This is a genomic window from Erwinia sp. (assembly GCF_031978025.1).
In the GTDB taxonomy this organism is placed as follows: Bacteria; Pseudomonadota; Gammaproteobacteria; order Enterobacterales; family Enterobacteriaceae; genus Erwinia.
Map to the genome: position 1 here is coordinate 1 of NZ_DALZCD010000055.1, position 19,139 is coordinate 19,139.

Sequence of the window (19,139 nt, forward strand, 5' to 3'; positions counted from 1 at the left end):
TGCGCCCTGCGCTGTTCCAGGTCCGGTAGCAGGTTTAGCTGCAGCAGCTGCCTGAGCTGCTGCGCCATCATTTCGCCTTCAATGACGAAATGGCTGATAAAGCCCGTGCGGTTCGCCAGACTCAATGCTTCGATCAGCACGCGCTGCGCGTCGCTTTTCCTGCCCGTCCGCCAGTACAAAAGATTGCTTAACAGCAGGTTACGGTTCAGGTCGCTGGTCAGGCGCAGCTGGCGCGCGTTGCTGTTCAGCTCGTCCAGCACCACTTCCGCCTCGCTGAACTGTTCCAGCAGTATCTGCACTCGCGCAATCGAGCGCCACTGGCCCTGCTGGAAATGATTATCCGCACCGCCTGGTTTACCGGCCTGCTGTAACCAGCGCTGCGCGGCCATTTTGTCGCCGGTCAGCTGCCAGTAAATGACCCGACTTTTGTCAGTATTGGTTACCCAGTCAATATGATACTGGCCGGTTTTGATCAGGTTCTCACAGCGCTGCAAATAGTGCTGTGCGTTATCCAGCTGACCGCGAGCCAGCGCGCATTTAGCCAACATCGCCAGGCACTGGAGCTGCTGCTGCGGCTGGAAATTACTGAGCACTTCCAGGCCCTGACGAGCGGCCTGTTCGGCATCATCCAGTCTGGACCATGACCACAGGACCTGCGAACGTAAACGCAGCAGGAATTCATGCATCGGCAGCTGCTCAAGATGCTGCTCATGCACCAGCTCAAAAGCCCGATCCTGCATCTCAAAGGCCGCCTGCAAAAATCCCTGTGCAATCAGGATTTCGCTTTGCTGCAGTAAAGCCCACAGCGCGTAATGATAAATCTGAAAGCGTCTGGCTATCTGTTCGGTTTGCTGCATTAGCGGCAGGGCGCGGGCCAGATCGCCACGGCAATGCTGAATTTCGCCGGTCACTGATGTAGCGACAATACGGCTGTAATAGCTGTTATGCGGCAAAAAATGCAGCGCTTCTGTAGCCAGCCGCGCGGCTTCTTCTTCACGACCATCGTTGATGGCCACCTGAGCGCGCAGGGCATTAAATTCGGCCGCAAGTTCCTGCGTCATGGAGATATTCCGGCGCTGCATTTCGCTTTCCGCGCGGGAAAGCAGCGCGTCCACTTCGGCATAGCGGTGCTGGCTTTGAATAAGCCAGGCCTGAAGCAGCACCAGCTTAGGATTGACGATAAGCTGGTCATAACACAGCGCATTCAGGCACTCTTCCAGCAGGGCCAGCTCGCTTTGATTAAACAGCGCCCAGGCATGCTGTAGCAGAATGTCGCGCAGCAGTCCGGTATCTTCCGCACCCAGCGCATGATGGATTGCTTCCGCCGGAAAGCCCTGCGCCAGCCAGCCTTCTGCGGCGGCGCGATGGATCTCAGGCAGCTCTGCGGCCAGTTCCCACTGGCAGCGCTGACGCAGAAAAGAGGCGAACAGCGGATGGAAGTTAAACCACTCGCCTGTGCCGTCCATGCGGTGAAGAAACAATCCCTGGCTTTCCAGATTCTCCAGACGCTGCTGCGCGTTGTCGCTGCCGGTCAGGCGGACGATCAGCGCATCGTTCATTGAGCGCAACAGCGAACAGCGCAGCAGAAAATCACGTGTAGGGGTATCAACGCGATCTAATACCTCCTCGACCAGATATTGCGACAAATGGCTGGCATTCAGGCCGGTGAGCTTGCGCGCGGAGTGCTGAGTAGACTGTAAAGCGGGCGTGGATGACTGGCTGGCCGACAGCGCAATCAGCTGAAGCGCCGTGGCCCAGCCGGCGACGTCATCGCACAGCTGGTTGCTGTCTGCCTGTTCAATCGGCTCTTTTAAGCGGCAGTCAAAAAAACGCTGGGTTTCGCTGTGGGTAAAGGCCAGTTCGGAGACGATAAGCTCCAGTAGCTGGCCGCGGACGCGTAAATTGGCGATGCCCAGCGGCGGCAAGGTGCGCGACAAGATCACCAGCGAGAAATTTTCAGGCTGGTGGCGCAGAAAAAAACGCATCCCGTCATGGATATCCGCACTGGAAATCAGATGATAGTCATCGATGACCAGCGTCACCGGCTGTTGCCATTCGGCCAGTTCAACGAACAGCTGGGCAAAAAGCGTGTTCAGGCTGGCGTACTGATGCTTCTGGCTTAACGCTTCACTTTTCACGCAGTGGCCGCCGGTGGCCTGTTGAATAGCCGCAATCAAATAGCTGGCAAACCGTTCCGGCTTATTGTCGCTTTCGTCCAGCGAATACCAGCCCAGCGCGTTTTTACCCGCCGCCCAGTGCGCCATCAGCGTCGTTTTGCCGTAGCCTGCCGGGCTGGTGACCAGCGTCAGACGATAATCCGATACGGCCGCCAGCCTGGCCAGTAAACGTTCGCGTACCACCGTATCTTGCAGCCGCATCGGGCGGCTCAGTTTTGAAGGGATAAGCATAATTTTGGATTCTTATAAGACGCGTCAGCGGGGCGGCTAATTATTTCAAAGCCCGTAATTAATCAATTTTTCTAAACTCTGCCTCCAATCCGTTGATTGCAAGCGGGATACGCTTTTATGTTGCATTTAGTCGTACTTCGTCACATTTTTCTGCTCAAGTTTTTCGCCCCGCCATCTCTCTTAGCCGCTCCTTCCCCTACGCCCTGCTGCTCCTCCCTTTCTAATCGCCGTTGGGATGATGATCAGCACAGTTCAAATCGGCAGCATGAGAGTCATTCAGGGATTATGAGGATAAATCATGCAGGCAACATTCAATAAAACGACGTTTATGGCGGCGCTGGCGCGCCAGTGCGCGCCGTATCAGGCGCAGGACATGACTCAGCATCAGTGGTGGCAGGCGGTCAGCGCCGCGCTGGCCGAACAGCTGCATGCCTTACCGGCCGTCGCGCCGTCAGGCCAGCAGCGGCACGTCAATTATATCTCGATGGAATTTTTGATTGGTCGCCTGACCGCTAATAACCTGATCAATCTTGGCTGGCTGGAGGAGGTCAGCGAGATCCTGAAGAAACAGGGCGTGAACCTGACGGACGTGTTGGAACAGGAAGTCGATCCGGCGCTGGGTAACGGCGGGCTGGGACGGCTGGCGGCCTGTTTTCTGGATTCGATGGCGACAGTGGGACAGCCTGCGGTGGGCTATGGCCTCAATTACCAGTACGGCCTGTTCCGCCAGTCTTTCCACGACGGCGCGCAGCAGGAAGCACCGGACAACTGGCACCGCGAAACCTATCCGTGGTTTCAGCGCAACGGCTCGCTGGCGGTCAGCGTCGGCTTTGGCGGCAAGCTGAGTAAGACGCTCAGGGCCGGGAGCAGTGGCAGCCGGCTTTTTCGCTGCTGGGCGAGGCGAACGATCTGCCGGTAGTCGGCTATCAAAATGGCCTCACTCAGCCGCTGCGCCTGTGGCAGGCTACGGCGATGCATCCTTTCGATCTGGGCCTGTTTAACGATGGCAAATATCTGGAGGCGGAGCGGCAGGGCGTAGAGGCAGAAAAGCTCACGAAAGTCCTCTATCCGAACGACAACCATCAGGCTGGCAAGCGGCTGCGCCTGATGCAGCAATACTTCCAGTGTGCCTGTTCGGTGGCGGATATCCTGCGTCGCCACCATGCGGCCGGACGAAAAATCGAAGAGCTGCCGCAGTATGAAGTGATCCAGCTGAACGATACCCATCCCACCATTGCCATCCCGGAACTGCTGCGCATTTTGTTGGATGAGCACCAGCTTGACTGGGACGCAGCCTGGTCCATCGTCAGCCGGACTTTTGCTTATACCAACCACACGCTAATGCCGGAAGCGCTGGAGTGCTGGGATGAAAGGCTGGTACGCAGCCTGTTGCCGCGCCACTTCTCTCTGATTAAGCAGATCAATGCACGCTTTAAAGCGCAGGTAGAGCAGCGCTGGCCGAATGATGCCGATATCTGGGACAGGGTGGCTATTCACCATAACCGCCAGGTGCGGATGGCTAATCTTTGCGTGGTCAGTGGTTTTGCCGTCAACGGCGTTGCCGCACTGCATTCCGCGCTGGTGGTCAAAGATCTGTTTCCGCACTATCACCAGCTGTGGCCGGAAAAATTCCACAACATTACCAACGGCATTACGCCGCGCCGCTGGCTGAAGCAGTGTAACCCTGCGCTTTCTGCGCTCATCGACAGCAAGCTTAATGCTGAATGGGTGACGGACCTGGGCGCGCTGCAGGGGCTGGAGGCTTTTGCTGACGACGCCACCTTTCAGCAGCGTTATCGGCAGATCAAACAGGAAAACAAGCACAGGCTGGCGACCTGGGTGCAGCACACCATGGGGATCAAGATCAACCCTGAGGCGATCTTCGATGTGCAGATCAAACGCCTGCATGAGTACAAGCGCCAGCACCTGAATCTGCTGCATATCCTCTCGCTTTATCGCCAGCTTCGCGATAATCCGCAGCAGGACGTTGTGCCGCGTGTGTTCCTGTTCGGTGCAAAAGCCGCGCCTGGTTACTATCTGGCTAAAAATATTATCTACGCTATCAACAAGGTAGCAGAGAAAATCAATAACGATCCGCTGACAGGCGACCGCCTGAAAGTGGTGTTTATTCCTGATTATAAAGTGTCGGTGGCGGAGCTGATGATCCCGGCAGCCGATGTGTCAGAGCAAATTTCCACTGCGGGTAAAGAAGCCTCCGGCACCGGCAACATGAAGCTGGCGCTGAACGGCGCTATCACCGTCGGCACGCTGGACGGCGCTAACGTGGAAATTGCTGAGCAGGTGGGTAACGAGCATATCTTTATCTTCGGCCATACCGTCGATGAGGTGAAAGCGCTGCTGTACAAGGGCTATAACCCGCTGAGCGTACGTAAAAAGGATAAGCATCTGAATAAGCTGCTGACCGAACTGGAAAACGGCTTTTTCAGCGAGGGCGATAAACAGGCGTTCAGCCCGATGCTGGACAGCCTGCTTGCAGGCGGCGATCCCTATTTAGTCCTGGCGGATTTTGCCGGCTATTGTGCCGCGCAGCGGCAGGTTGAAGCGCTTTACCGTGATCCGCAGCAGTGGACACGCAGCACTATCCTGAACACCGCCAGAGTCGGCATGTTCAGCTCGGATCGCGCCATTCGCGACTATCAGCAGCGGATTTGGCAGGCGAAACGCTAAGGGGCGCAGATGGAAGAGAAGATGCTGGAACAGGCGGCAACAGAGGCAGGCATCGCGGCCGGTTTTATTAACGCCCACGGGAAAAACCAGACGATTTCAGCCGCCACCCGGCGCGAGCTGTTACAGGCGATGGGCTGGAAGGCTGGACGCCAATCGCCGCTAAGGCCGGTGCCGACGGTAAAAGTTTTTACCCAGGGCGAGCGCTTTGCCCTGCCCATTGAAGGCGAAGGTGAATACCACTGGCACTTTTGCCGGGAGGAGGGCACGAGCCTGACCGGCAAGATCCACGGCAACATGACGCTGGCCCTGCCGGAAAACCTTGCCCCGGGCTATCACCTGCTGACGCTGAGCCAGCCCGGCCAGCGCTGGGAATGCCGCATAATAGTGGCACCAAAGCGCTGCTACGAGCCGGAAGCGCTGCTCGCCGGTAAAAAGCTGTGGGGAGCCTGCGTTCAGCTTTACACTTTACGCTCTGAGCGGAACTGGGGCATCGGCGACTTTGGCGACCTGAGCGTGCTGACGGAAAATATTGCCTCCAGAGGCGGCGCTTTTGTCGGGCTAAACCCTGTCCATGCGCTTTTCCCCGGCAATCCTGAAGCGGCCAGCCCTTACAGCCCTTCATCCCGCCGCTGGCTGAACATTATCTATATTGACGTCAGCGCGGTGGCCGATTTTGGCCTGAGCGAGGCCGCACAGCGCTGGTGGCATTCCCCGGCTACACAGCAGACGTTGCAGGAGGTGCGGGCGACGGACCAGGTCGATTACGGTCGGGTCATGGCGCTAAAGCTGGCCGGGCTGCGACTGGGCTGGCAACACTTTCTTACCCGCAGCGCACAGGATATCGAGCGTCAGGCTTTTTCCCGTTTTACCGCGCAGGGGGGAGAAAGCCTCTGGCTCCAGGCCGCTTTTGATGCGCTGTATCAGCATTTTCAGGCGGAAACCGGCGAGGCGCGGGGCTGGGATCGCTGGCCGGAGGCTTACCGAAATGCGCACGGGCCGATGGTCAGGGCTTTTTGTGAGCAACAGGCACAAGAGGTGGAGTTTTACTGCTGGCTGCAATGGCTGGCCGACACCCAGCTGGCACAGTGCTATCAAATCAGTCGCAAAATGCCGACGGGCTTATACCGTGACCTGGCGGTTGGCGTAGTGGCCGATGGCGCAGAAACCTGGAGCGATGGCGAGCTTTATTGCCTGAAGGCTTCCGTGGGTGCGCCGCCGGACATTCTTGGGCCAACGGGCCAGAATTGGGATCTGCGGCCGATGGATCCCCGCCCCCTGAATGACCGTGCCTACCAGCCCTTTATCGACCTGCTGCGATCGAACATGATCCACTGTGGCGCTTTGCGGATCGATCACGTGATGGCGCTGCTGCGCCTGTGGTGGATCCCGGCGGGCGAAACGGCGGACAAAGGCGCCTACGTCCACTATCCGGTTGACGATTTGCTGGCCGTGCTGGCGCTGGAAAGCCAGCGGCATCGCTGTATGATCATTGGCGAAGATCTGGGCACGGTGCCGGTAGAAATTGTCACGAAGCTGCGGGAAAGAGGCATTTATTCCTACAAAGTGCTGTGGTTTGAGCGGGATGCACAGAACGGTTTTCGCGCCCCCCAGTCCTGGCCGCTACAGGCAATGGCTACCCTGACGACGCACGATTTGCCGACGCTGCGCGGCTACTGGCAAAGCGACGATCTGACGTTGGGGGACAAGTTGGGCCTCTATCCGGACAAAGAGGTTTTAAAGGCGCTTTGTGCCGATCGGGAAAGGGCGCGTCAAAGCCTGCTCGACAGCCTGTCTCATTATGGCTGTATCCCGCAGGAAAGCGGCGCCCCGGGCACGCTGACGGCGACGATCCGCCGCGGCCTGCAACGCTACGTGGCCGACAGCGCCAGCGCGCTGCTGGGCCTGCAGCCGGAGGACTGGCTGGATATGGCGACGCCGGTTAACGTGCCCGGCACCAGCAGCGAGTATCCGAACTGGCGACGCAAGCTCAGCCATACCCTGGAGGAGATGTTTGCCGACCCGGAGGTCAATGCGTTAATCAGGGATGTGGATCGGCGACGCCGTAAGGTGTCTGTGGATTAAAAAAGCGGCCTGCGGGCCGCTTTTTTATTGTTGCATCATCCCGATCAAGGGTGGAGTAGAAGAGGCAGGGCGGCATATGAACACATCGTCAATGCGGCGTTTCGCCTCTCCTGTTTACTCTCTGATTGCGCTTAACGGCTTTTCATCAAGAACGGCCTCACGTACTTTGCTCCAGAAAATATTCGCTTTAAGGCCTGCACGTTCGTTCGCGGACAGGGCTGTCATGTTAACTTTACCTTCGCGCCAGCTGTCCAACAGTTCATCCATATGGTCGAACTTCAAATTAAGATGGGTATGAAAGCTCCCCACCTGCAATCCAACATCATCCAGATATTCGCTTTTCACTTCGTCCCAACTGACCTTCTCACCAACCTGTCTGGCAAGCGAACTAATCTGTTCCCAGTTATTTTCCAGCGCCACCATGCCCTGATGATAGTCGCTGTTGACGGATAAGCTGTCGAAATGCCCAGCCTCTTCCGGCTGTTGCGGATCGCCCGTTTCAGCTGCCCGCATGTTGGTTAACAGGTGTGTTAAAACCTCGTGGGTTAATACGCAAATATTTTCTGACAAACTCTGATGATGACCGAAACTTATCTGGGCTTGTTGTTCCGTGTAAGGAACCTGATGTGTATCCTCAAAATTGGGGTGCAGTACCCAGGTCTGTCCTCTCACTCCCTCGTCCAGCTCATTATCTTTATCTTTAAAGAGACTGACCTCGCTGAAATCTTTATACACTTCACTGGCGATGATATTCGCGCAGCGCTGCAACACCTGAAATTCACCGGGTTCAAAGCTGTCATCGCAGTTCTCAACGTCGAGCGGGACACGGGTCAGAGGCTGATTGAAGTGCGCCCGCAGCTGTTCCATCTGGTTTTTAAACCGTAATCGCGCCTGCACCAGCTCACTATTGAGCGCCCAGGTACCGGAGGGATGACGTTGATAAGCGGTGGTGCGGGCGGCGGCAAAGTCACGTTGCAAATGTTCCCTGTGCTCCTGCAGAGTATTTGCTGCCGGTAAAGGCAACGTACTGTCTGTATGCCTGACGGCCGCGCCGGAAATGCTGTTAACCATTCATCACCTCTTGAGAATAAACTGCGCGAAATAATTTTATTTATCCTGCCTGTTCCGCTTATTTAAATTATTTACGCGTAGAAAAGCCTCTTGAGTGGTATCACCGTCAGGCGGGTTCCCAAAAATAAAGGGAAATTTGAAAGGTGAAGCATTTTCCGAGCACGAACCGCCTTGTTAATGAGGAGCTTATCCTTTTACGCCGCCTGCCGTGAGGCCGCCCACCAGCCAGCGCTGCGCAATCAGGAACACGGCGGTGATAGGGATGGCGGAAAGAATAGCGGCCGCCGCAAAATCGCCCCACAGGTAGTTTTGCGGGTTCAGATATTGCTGCATTCCCACTGCCAGCGTGTAGCTGTTCACGTCGCGCAGCAGTAAAGAAGCCACCGGGACTTCGGTAATAGCGGCAATAAACGATAGGATAAACACCACCGCCAGGATCGGTACCGAAAGCGGCAGCAGTACCAGCCGGAACGCCTGCCACGGCGTGGCGCCATCCAGCGCCGCCGCCTCTTCCAGAGAATTATCGATAGATTCGAAATAGCCCTTTATCGTCCACACATGCAGCGCGATGCCGCCCATATAGGCAAAAATTACCCCGCCGTGCGTATTCAGCCCCAAAAAAGGCACGTAGAGGCCCAGGCGATCGAACAGAGCGTAGAGCGCTACCAGCGACAGCACCGCCGGGAACATCTGAAAAATCAGCATCCCCTTCAGCAGCGGGCTTTTGCCGCGAAACTTCATGCGGGCAAAAGCGTAGGCGCAGGTGGTGGACAGGGCCACAATCCCGACAGCGGTGATCAGGGCGATCTTCACGGAATTCCACAGCCAGAGCATGACCGGAAACGGCGGCGGCGTCACCGTGCCGTTATCGTTGGTGACCGCCATCCCTAGCGCCAGCTTCCAGTGATCCCATGAAAGGGTTTCGGGGATCAGGCTGCCGGTTGCGAAATTGCCGGGCCGCAGCGAAATAGCGAACACCATCAGCAGTGGGAACAGGATCAGGGCGATAAAGCCCAGCAGAAAAAGGTGGGTCGCCAGCAGCCTGAGGCGCTGCGACTTCGGTTTTACCATCGGCATAATGCGTCCTTAATCAAATTTCATGCGGGAAGCTTTCAGGTTGATCACCGCCAGCACGCCCACCAGCAGGAAAATCAGCGTAGCGATAGCGGCAGCCAGGCCAAAATCCTGTCCGCCGCCGCCCTCGAAGGCGATACGCCAGGTGTAGCTGACCAGTAAATCCGTGTGCCCGGCTGGCGTGGTAGTGCCAATCCGGTCAGGGCCGCCGTTGGTCAGCAGCTGCACCAGCACAAAGTTATTAAAGTTAAAGGCGAAGCTGGCGATCATCAGCGGCGTCAGCGGCTTAATCAGCAGGGGCAGCGTAATCAGGAAGAAGTTTTGTATCGCCGATGCGCCGTCCATTGCCGAAGCTTCATAAAGGTCGTCCGGAATGGCTTTCAGCAGTCCCATGCACAAAATCATCATGTAGGGATAGCCCAACCAGGTATTCACGATGATCAGCATGGTTTTGGCGGTCAGCGGATCGCTGAACCAGGCCGGTTTAATCCCGAACAGATTACCCAGCAGCAGGTTGACTTCGCCAAAGCTTTGGTTGAATAACCCTTTGAAAATAAGGATGGAAATAAAGGCGGGCACGGCGTAGGGCAAAATCAGCAGCATCCGATACACCGCCTTGCCTTTCAACGCTTCCCACTGCACCACGCACGCCAGCACCATGCCGACAGCCGTGGTCAGGAGCACCGTCAGCAGCGAGAAAATGACCGTCCAGAGGAAGATCGACAGGAAGGGTTTCTGGATACCGGCATCCTGAAACACGCGCAGGAAATTTTTCCAGCCGATGCTGACGATAAAGCCCGGGCTGAGGGTTTCAGCCTCTGCCGACTGATAAAAGCCCGTGCTCATATCCGGATAATAAATTTTTCCGTTCTGGATATTGGTCAGCTGTTTCCCGTCTTTGCCCAACTGATAAAGCGGCTGGGTGCCGGAAAACTGCCGCAGCGAGCTCATCCGCAACAGCTTGCCGTCGGGCAGTCGGGCGGTCAGCTGGCTCAGTGCCTGACGATTTTGCGTAATGACCCGCAGCCCGGCTTTGTTACCGGAAGGCGCGGGTTGCCTGGTCATTGCCAGCGTCTGCGGCGCAGAGGCGGTAAAGGCAAAAGGCGCCGAGGCCAGCACCTCATTGTTATCAGGAGAGGTCAGCGTCAGCCGCCATTTTTCGCCCGCAGGCCAGAGGGCAAAATCCCAGGCATTATCGGCGCGAAACTGCTGTTGCAGCAGCACGCCCTGCGCCCGCTCGAAGGTCAGCTGATGCAGGCTGCTGTAGTTGGTAAAAGCGATGGTAATGGTACAGGCCAGCGGGAACAGCACAAACAGCGCCATGCCGGCAAGGCCAGGGTAAATATAGCGCCAGCTGTAAGCGTGGCGGTTGCCGTAGATAAACAGCCCCAGGCCGGCGAGCACCAGCGTCAGTATGGCAAAAAGGTATTCTCCTCGTGCATACATCAGCACGATCAAATAGCCTGCCAGCAGGGCAAAGAAGACAAGGGTAAACCAGCCGAACACGCGGCTTAACGGCGATCTTCTGTCAGAGCGGCGAATATGAGCCAGAGACATGGAGCTATCCTTTTCGACACGGGGCAGCCGGGGCCGCCCCTTGTTCAGCAGAGGCTATCGGGTAAGGCGGGTTTCAACGTCTTTCAGTGCCTGCGGCACGGTCTGACGGCCGTTAACAGCGTTAATAATGGCGCTGCGTTCTGCGTACCAGAACCCACTCATTTGCGGGATGTTAGGCATGATTTCGCCGTTTTTCGCGTTAGCCATGGTGGCCGCAATACGCGGATCCTTTTCCAGCTTCGCCTGATAGGATTTCAACGCAACGGCGCCCAGCGGCTTATCTTTGTTAACCATCGCCAGGCCGTCATCGGTGATCAAATAGTTTTCCAGGAACTCTTTTGCCAGCTCTTTATTGGGGCTGGCGGCGTTGATGCCGGCAGTCAGCACGCCGACAAACGGCCGGGAAGGTTTGCCGTGGAAGGTCGGCAGCGGGGCGACGCCGTAGTTGATTTTGCTTTTATCCAGGTTGGCCCATGCCCAGGGACCGTCAATGGTCAACGCCGTCTGGCCTTTATTAAATGCCGCTTCAGCAATCGAATAGTCAGTATCCGCACTGATATGTTTGTTTTTGACTAAATCGACAATGAACTGCAGCCCCGCCAGCGAACCGGCATTGTTGACGCCGGTATTTTTGATGTCGTATTTACCGTCAACGTATTTATAGGCGTAGCCGCCGTCCGCCGCGATAACCGGCCAGGTGAAATAGGGTTCCTGAAGATTCCACATGATGGCGCTTTTGCCCTGTGCACGCAGGGTTTTGTCCAGCGCCGGGATCTCTTCCCAGGTTTTAGGCGCTTCTTTCACCAGATCTTTGTTATAAATCAGCGATAAAGATTCTACCGCTATCGGATAGCCAATCTGCTTGCCGTTAAAGGTGACGGCATCCCAGGTGAAGGGAAACAGCTTATCTTTAAAGGCTTTATCCGGGCTGACTTCCGCTACCAGACCGGACTGTGCGTAACCGCCAAAACGATCGTGCGCCCAGAAAATGATATCGGGGCCGTCACCGGTCGCGGCCGCCTGCGGATATTTCTCTTCCAGCTTGTCAGGGTGCTCAACCGTCACCTTGATGCCCGTATCCTGTTCAAACTTTTTGCCTACTTCCGCCAGGCCGTTATAGCCCTTGTCGCCGTTGATCCAGATAACCAGTTTGCCTTCTTCAATTTTGGCGAAGGCGGCGGAAGAGAGCGCCAGCGTAGCCAGTGCTGACAGAGCAGCGGTGTGCTTAACAATATTCTTGATACTGAGCATGATCGAGTCCTTATAGCGGTAAGCCCCAGGTTTCTTCACCTTGCAGACAGCGAAGAGCGTACCGGTCAGTGTGCGATCAAGCGGTAGCGGCTTCATCCTCCCCCGACCTACGCCCCCACCGCTCAAACTGTGACTCCGCCTGCACGGCTGGCGGTAATGACCGCCGACTCACCGCATCAGAGGTTATTTTTTGCTACGCAGATCACGTAATTACCTTTTTTCCTGCCCGGTCGGGCGGCGAACGGCGCCTTTTATCCTCCCTCTCTCTCCGCCAGCAAAAACCGCGCGATGGCTGATTACTCTTGGCGACCGGCACGGCATGCTTTGGCCTAATCGGTTTTCTGACGGATGGTGAGGAGTAGAGGATGGCGAACGTTTCCCTTAGCGGCGTATATAAAGTCTTTGGTGAAACCGCAATTTCCAGCGATATCAACCTGGAGATCGAACAGGGCGAGTTTGTGGTGTTCGTCGGGCCATCCGGCTGCGGTAAATCGACCCTGCTGCGCATGATTGCCGGGCTGGAAGAGATCAGCGCCGGTGAGCTGAGAATCGGCGGTAAACGGATGAACGAGGTGCCGCCAGCCGAACGAGGCATCGGCATGGTGTTCCAGTCCTATGCGCTCTACCCGCATCTGACGGTAGCCGAAAATATGTCGTTTGGCCTGAAGCTGGCCCGAACGAAAAAAGAGGAAACCGAGCGGCGGGTCAATCAGGTATCAGAAATCCTGCAGCTCGCCCCGTTACTGGACCGCCGTCCCAAGGCGCTCTCTGGCGGCCAGCGGCAGCGCGTCGCGATTGGCCGCACGCTGGTGGCGGAACCCACGGTGTTTCTACTTGATGAACCCCTTTCCAATCTGGACGCCGCCCTGCGCGTACAGATGCGCATTGAAATTTCCCGTCTGCACAAGCGGCTGAAGCGCACCATGATTTACGTCACCCACGATCAGGTCGAAGCGATGACGCTGGCCGATAAAATCGTGGTGTTGAACGCCGGACGCATTGTGCAGGTCGGGCGTCCGCTGGCGCTCTATCACTACCCCGCCAACCGTTTTGTCGCCGGCTTTATCGGCTCGCCCAGGATGAACTTTCTGCCGGTGAAAATTCTGGCGGCCGAGCCGGAACGTGTGCAGGTCGAACTGCCTAACGGGCAATCGGTCTGGCTGGAAGTAGAAGGCAGCGGCGTCGTGCCGGGCAGCAACCTGTCGTTGGGGATTCGGCCAGAGCATCTTCTGCCGGGCGAAAACGCGGAGGTCAGGCTCACAGGCGAAGTGCAGGTCGTCGAGCAGCTGGGCAATGAAACACAAATCCATATTCAGATCCCGGCCATCCGTCAGAACCTGGTCTCCCGCCAGAATGACGTGGTGCTGGTAGAAGAAGGCACCACTTTCGCCATCGGTTTACCGCCGTACCGCTGTCATCTGTTCCGTGAAGACGGGACGGCCTGCCGTCGGTTACACCCCGAGCCTGGCGTTTAAGAAACAGTCCCCCTACAGGAGAAGATGATGATAACAATACGTAATTCCTCTCTGGCGTTGGCCGTGGCAGGCGCGCTTTCCACCCAGGCGATGGCGGTAGATTTTACCGGCTATGCCCGTTCCGGCATCGGCTGGTCCGGCAGCGGCGGCGAGCAACAATGTTTTAAGGCCACCGGCGCGGAAAGCAAATATCGCCTCGGTAACGAATGTGAAACCTATGCGGAGCTGAAGCTGGGTCAGGAAGTGTGGAAAGAAGGCGATAAAAGTTTCTATTTTGATACTAACGTTGCCTATTCCGTCTCGCAGCAGAATGACTGGGAATCAACCGATCCGGCCTTCCGCGAGGCCAACGTTAAAGGCAAAAACCTGATTGAATGGCTACCTGGCGCGACGATGTGGGCCGGTAAGCGCTTCTACCAGCGCCACGACGTGCATATGATCGACTTCTACTATTGGGATATCTCCGGGCCGGGCGCGGGTCTGGAAGATATTGATGTCGGCTTTGGTAAGCTCTCTCTTGCCGCCACACGCAATACCGAAAGCGGCGGCTCCTTTGGCTATATCGCCGATCAACGCAACGAGCTGCCTACCTCCAATGACGTCTTCGACGTACGTCTGGCCGGGCTGCAAACCAACCCTGGTGGGGTGTTAGAGCTGGGCGTCGATTACGGCCGGGCCAATGCGCGTGACGGTTATTCCCTGGCCGACGACGCCACCAAAGATGGCTGGTTGCTGACCGCGGAACATACGCAGAGCATCTATAACGGCTACAACAAACTGGTGCTGCAGTACGCTGCTGACGCCATGACGTCTGAGAATACCGGCACGGCTAACGGGCATTCAAGCGGCGCGGCCATCAACAATAATGGCAGCATGTTTCGCGTACTCGACCACGGCGCGCTGGATTTCAATGACAAATGGCGCCTGATGTACGTAGCGATGTATCAGGATACCGATCGTGATAACAATAACGGGACGACCTGGTATACCGTTGGCGTGCGGCCGATGTATAAATGGACGCCGATCATGAGCACCCTGCTCGAAGCGGGCTATGATAACGTGAAATCCCAGCGTACCGGCGATCGCAACGGCCAGTATAAAGTGACGCTTGCGCAGCAGTGGCAGGCTGGCGACAGCATTTGGTCACGTCCGGCAATTCGCCTTTTCGCCACCTACGCCAAGTGGGATGAGAAATGGGGCTACGACACCGACAGCGGCGTTGATAATGGCCTGGCAATAAACGACACCACCGCCCGTACCTTCAGCCGCGGCAACGATGATGAAGTGACTTTCGGTGCGCAGATGGAAGTCTGGTGGTAATACCAACAAGGAAAATTTGATGAAAAAGACGCTGCTCTCTCTTTGTCTGTCGCTCAGCCTGATCGCGGGTGCACAAGCGGCTACGCAGGATGCCTCTGCTGCACCGAAGATTTCTGCCCAAACCTTGCACAGTCTTACCTGGACGCCGCTGGTACCGCCGGTCACGCAGGATGTGGATTTGGGCAGCGCCGGAACGAAAATTAATCAGGATGACATTCAGGGCGCCGTTGCGGCCTTTTCACTGCCTGCCGATCGCGGGTCGCTGGAAATTGTTTTAACCAGCATGGTGACGGGAAAAACGGTCTATGCGCCCAACGTGCTGGTACTTGACGAACAGATGCGGCCAGCAGCGTTTTATCCTGCCAGCTATTTTCCTTATCAAAAGCCGGGTCTGGTTTCCAGCGATCGGCTGGAGGGGACGCTAAAGCTGACGCCAGCGCTGGGTCAAAAGCAGATTTACCTGCTGGTTTACACCACGCAAAAAAATCTCCAGTCGACTACGCAGATGGTGAATCCTGCCAAAGCCTATGCGGCAGGCGTGGGCAATGCGGTGCCGGATATTCCCGATCCGGTGGCCACGCATACGGCGACCGGCAAGATCAGTCTGAAGGTTACCGCCGAGCAGAAAGCCGGTAACGTTATGATCGGCCAGCTTTTACCTTCTTCCGAACCGGCGCCTGCCGCGGCTGTTATCGGCTCTACCGCAAGAACTGAAGCGGCTCCGTCGGCAAAACCTGCCGCACCGATGCTCGACGAGTCGGATAACTACTTTAACGAGGCGATTAAAAAGGCCGTGAAGGCCGGAGACGTGGATAAAGCGTTGAAACTGTTGAATGAGGCCGAGCGTCTTGGATCTACCACGGCTCGCCAGACCTTTATAAACAGCGTGAAGCATTAACACAGGCGGCCAGGCCCTGTCCGATCGCCTGGCCATCACCCGGGGGACGGCAAGCATGACGCTTGTCGGCCCCTGGTTTTTTATGGCTGCCGCCGCTTTACGCCTGCCACGCTGAGGCTTTGTGACTGTCGCTGCTTTGCGACTGCTGCTGCTTTGTATCTGTCGAACGGGGGCTTTGTTACTGCCGCCGCTTTGCGCCTGCCGAGTTGCGGTTTCCTGTGACTGTCGCTGCTTTATATCTGCCGGCCTGCTGGCTTTCTGTCATTGTCGCCGTTTACGTGGGCCAGCGCTGAAGCGCACGCCTGAGCTGCCGTGCAGAAGAAAACCCGGCCACCAGCGCCGCTTTTTCCACGCCTTCCCCCTGCTGTAGACGCTGCCGGGCCAGCGCCAGCCTGAGTTGCTCGTGATAGTCCCGCACGCCGATCCCCAAATGCTGCCTGAACAGGCGCGTCAGATGACGGGCGCTGACATGTACGCGTCCGGCAATCTCCTCCAGTGACCAGGCTCGCTCCGGGTGCGCGATCAGCAAATCCTGCGTACGATGAATAGCCGGATTAATATGATTACGATAGCGTAGCCACGGTGAAAGTTGGGGATCGTCACCCGAGCGGCGAAACCAAATTACCATCTCCCGGGCCACCGCCAATGCCGTCTGGGGGCCACACAAACGGTGGATAAGATGCAGCGCCAGATCGATACCTGCGGTAATGCCTGCACTGGTACAAATACCCCGATCTTCTACAAAAATGCGGTCTTCTTTGATGATTGCCGCAGGTTCAGCGATTTTGAGCCGATGGATAACCTCGTGATGGGTCGTGCACTGCACACCGCGAAGCAGGCCACTGCGCGCCGCCAGAACAGAGCCGGAACAGATACAGACCAGCGTAATTTGCCTGGCGTGGATCGCTGGTTGCAAACGCATCAGCCAGTGTTGTGCGGCCATAGCCTGTGGCGTATCAAAAGAGACGCTGGAATCCGCCACGCCCGGCACCACCAGCAGGCTGCCGACAGGCAAACTTTCCGGTAACGGCGCCAGCTGGCTAATGGTCATGCTGGTGGAGGTTGGCACGCTTTCCTGCGGGCCAATATAATGCAGGCTGAAGGCATCCCCGGCCAGCTGAAGTGTTTCTGCCGGGCCGGTAATATCCAGCGTCATTACGCCGGGAAGCGTTAAAAACCAGACCGGGATCGCCATATTTTTCTCCAGTACGCGGGGGCTTTATTTCAGCGCCTGCAAGCACGCTTCTACGGTAGCAACAGCGGCAAAACGGTTTAGCAGCACGCTTTCAGTATGGTGACGCAGATCTGCGATGTTGAGCGTAATCCCTTTATGCGTAATCGGGAAGGTCAGGGTGGCCTCGGTGACGAAAGTGACTCTATAACCCAAATCGGACGCGACGCGGGCGGTGGTTTCACAGCACTGTTCGGTACGCAGCCCGCTGATAATCAAGTGTTTGACCTGACGTTCACTCAGCCAGGCAGCCAAACCAGAATCGGTCAGCGCGTTATGCACCTGTTTCTGCACGGTGACGGCGGGTTGATGCTGCAAAAAAGGCAGGCGCTTTACCAGGCCTGATGCCAGCGAAAACGGGCCGTCCATCTCAACATGAAACACATCCACCACCGGGACTTCTCTGGCCTGGCAGCCCGCAATCAGCTCACTCAGCTTTTGCTCAAAGGCCGGGACTTCCGGCGTGTCAGGGTAGCCACGATGATAGAAAGATTGCTGGGCGTCAATCACTAACAGTACGGTATCGGTCATTTTGGGACTCCGGTTAGCAGGGCTTTGACGTCAATAATGACGGGGATCGACACCGTGCATAAGGCCAAAAACGGACAGGATTGCGTGCAGGAAGGACAACAGAGAGAAGGGCATCACTTTCGCCGTGGCTAAAAGTAAAGGCAACAGGCACTGACGGTGCTTTATCGTAACAATAATTCTGATGCGATAAGCCGGGCAGGTGAAAAGCGCAAGTAAAACAGGAAGGCAAAGACTACGCAGATCTTTACCGCTGATGCCTTTGCCGCAGCTGAATGATATTCGCCAACAGCTTACTCATTCCTGCACCCGATGCGTTTATACAGATCGCGTTGATCGGACGGGATCTTTAGCGGCACGGATTGGCTTACGTCCGGCACATAGCCTTTGTTGCACCGTAGCCGAAGCGCCATTCTTAGCAGCCAGCTCCTGGCACGAGCGCTGCCTTGCCGGAAGGGCGTTACGGGCTCAACACGGCAGATACGGCCAGGCAAGCCGCATTCCTGAAGGCATTAGCAAGTGAGCCGAGGATCAAATCACTCTGAAGAAGGCAGCATCCGCAAGCCCGGCCTGGCTGGCAAGGCTGCGTCCGAAAACCCGCCCCGGCAGCCAGCGTTCGGCGGCATAGCGTTGCCGCCGCTCAGGGCTACAGGGTTTTTGCCACCATGCCTGCTGCGGCCAGCAGCATAATCGCACCTGCCGAACGAAACAGGATTTTTTGCGCGCGGGCGCTGGTCAACAGGTGGCGGATACGCAGCGCGGCCAGAATAAAAACGGCCCCCACGGCGAGCAGTACCAGAATAGTCAGCGGCACCAGCATGGTGCCCCAAACGCGCAGCGAAACGTTATCCAGCGACATCACCAGCGGCAAAATCGCCAGGTAAAAAGCCATCGTTTTAGGATTGCCGAGCGTGATGGTCAGGCCGGAAAACCAGGCGGAGGCCAGCTCTTTACGGCTGGTTCGCTGGTCAATATCAATTGCCTGGGGATTATGTTTCCAGAACTGCCAGGCAAGCCAGCAGAGATAAAGTGCTGCCGCCCAATTGATTAGCGTAAACAGTGGCGTAAAGCTGTGTGCTACCACTGCCAAACCGAACACCGCAGTGGAAAGGTAAATGAGGTCGCCCAGGATCAGCCCGGTCAGCATGGTGAAACCGGTGATAGCCCCGCCGCTGACGCTGCGTGCGACCAGCGCGGTCATGCCCGGCCCGGGGATAGCGGCCGCCAGACCCAGTGCGGCCATATAGGAGAAGATTTGTGCAGTACCTGACATAATGTGCCCTTAGTAAGCTGTTCTGACGTATTTTCCCGGCATTGTTAAGCGGGATCGGCCAGCGCGATAAGCGCCCTGGCAAATACCAGATCCTGCGCCGCCACGCCGACTGATTTAAATAAGGTCGAGCCCCCAGACGCTGGTACTGGCCCCGCTCCCAGCTCGCCAATTTCTTTGCTCCAACCCGTCTGAGCGATGATGCCCTGGTCGCTGGCCTGACGCAGGCAGGTTGAAGCGTTCCAGACGGCCTCACGTGAATCTACATAAAGCTCGACGGCGGAAT

12 protein-coding genes and 2 pseudogenes are annotated in these 19,139 nt (G+C 56.8%); 5 read left to right on the top strand and 9 right to left on the bottom strand.

The genetic code is table 11. The features are described 5' to 3' along the window. On the bottom strand, nucleotides 1-2,408 hold a 2,408-nt coding region (gene malT / locus RTK32_RS06415), incomplete at its 3' end, for an HTH-type transcriptional regulator MalT (RefSeq protein WP_312042648.1). Between the two features lie 295 nt (nucleotides 2,409-2,703). Between malT and malP the strand changes: the two are divergent. Next, nucleotides 2,704-5,096, top strand: a pseudogene (gene malP, locus RTK32_RS06420) (maltodextrin phosphorylase). A 9-nt stretch (nucleotides 5,097-5,105) separates the two neighbouring features. Then, a complete protein-coding gene (malQ, locus tag RTK32_RS06425; protein ID WP_312042649.1) occupies nucleotides 5,106-7,178 on the top strand; it encodes a 4-alpha-glucanotransferase in 2,073 nt (690 codons plus the stop codon). 114 nt (nucleotides 7,179-7,292) lie between these two features. Here malQ and RTK32_RS06430 read toward each other — a convergent pair whose 3' ends face one another. From RTK32_RS06430 to malE, 4 genes are all read right to left on the bottom strand, one after another. Then, the gene (locus tag RTK32_RS06430) at nucleotides 7,293-8,249 is read right to left on the bottom strand and encodes a hypothetical protein (protein ID WP_312042650.1); all 957 of its coding nucleotides are present in this window, start codon (nucleotides 8,247-8,249) and stop codon (nucleotides 7,293-7,295) included. Between the two features lie 186 nt (nucleotides 8,250-8,435). Next, nucleotides 8,436-9,326, bottom strand: a complete 891-nt coding sequence (gene malG, locus RTK32_RS06435) for a maltose ABC transporter permease MalG (RefSeq protein WP_312042651.1) — start codon at nucleotides 9,324-9,326, stop codon at nucleotides 8,436-8,438. 9 nt (nucleotides 9,327-9,335) lie between these two features. Continuing rightward, complete coding sequence (gene malF, locus RTK32_RS06440; RefSeq protein ID WP_312042652.1) at nucleotides 9,336-10,880, bottom strand: maltose ABC transporter permease MalF; 1,545 nt, start codon at nucleotides 10,878-10,880, stop codon at nucleotides 9,336-9,338. A 54-nt stretch (nucleotides 10,881-10,934) separates the two neighbouring features. After that, on the bottom strand, nucleotides 10,935-12,131 hold the full coding sequence (gene malE, locus RTK32_RS06445) for a maltose/maltodextrin ABC transporter substrate-binding protein MalE (protein ID WP_312042653.1): 1,197 nt from the start codon (nucleotides 12,129-12,131) through the stop codon (nucleotides 10,935-10,937). 365 nt (nucleotides 12,132-12,496) lie between these two features. Between malE and malK the strand changes: the two genes are divergently transcribed. Genes malK through malM form a run of 3 tightly spaced genes read left to right on the top strand, consistent with a single transcriptional unit; the run spans nucleotide 12,497 to nucleotide 15,824 of the window. Next, nucleotides 12,497-13,606 (top strand): maltose/maltodextrin ABC transporter ATP-binding protein MalK, encoded by a 1,110-nt coding sequence (gene malK / locus RTK32_RS06450; protein WP_312042654.1) that lies wholly within the window; start codon nucleotides 12,497-12,499, stop codon nucleotides 13,604-13,606. A 24-nt stretch (nucleotides 13,607-13,630) separates the two neighbouring features. Then, the gene (locus RTK32_RS06455; protein ID WP_409451070.1) at nucleotides 13,631-14,926 is read left to right on the top strand and encodes a maltoporin; all 1,296 of its coding nucleotides are present in this window, start codon (nucleotides 13,631-13,633) and stop codon (nucleotides 14,924-14,926) included. 19 nt (nucleotides 14,927-14,945) lie between these two features. Then, complete coding sequence (gene malM / locus RTK32_RS06460; RefSeq protein WP_312042655.1) at nucleotides 14,946-15,824, top strand: maltose operon protein MalM; 879 nt, start codon at nucleotides 14,946-14,948, stop codon at nucleotides 15,822-15,824. Between the two features lie 274 nt (nucleotides 15,825-16,098). On the opposite strand, the gene RTK32_RS06465 is transcribed toward malM, so the two are convergent. The 4 genes and pseudogenes from RTK32_RS06465 to RTK32_RS06480 all read right to left on the bottom strand — a co-directional run. Next, nucleotides 16,099-17,019, bottom strand: coding sequence for a helix-turn-helix domain-containing protein (locus RTK32_RS06465; protein WP_312042656.1), 921 nt, complete (start codon nucleotides 17,017-17,019; stop codon nucleotides 16,099-16,101). 24 nt (nucleotides 17,020-17,043) lie between these two features. After that, on the bottom strand, nucleotides 17,044-17,586 hold the full coding sequence (locus tag RTK32_RS06470) for an isochorismatase family protein (protein WP_312042657.1): 543 nt from the start codon (nucleotides 17,584-17,586) through the stop codon (nucleotides 17,044-17,046). A gap of 643 nt (nucleotides 17,587-18,229) precedes the next feature. Beyond that, nucleotides 18,230-18,856 (bottom strand): LysE family translocator, encoded by a 627-nt coding sequence (locus RTK32_RS06475; RefSeq protein ID WP_312042658.1) that lies wholly within the window; start codon nucleotides 18,854-18,856, stop codon nucleotides 18,230-18,232. A gap of 44 nt (nucleotides 18,857-18,900) precedes the next feature. Then, nucleotides 18,901-19,139: pseudogene (locus tag RTK32_RS06480) on the bottom strand (ornithine cyclodeaminase family protein); the annotation flags it as partial.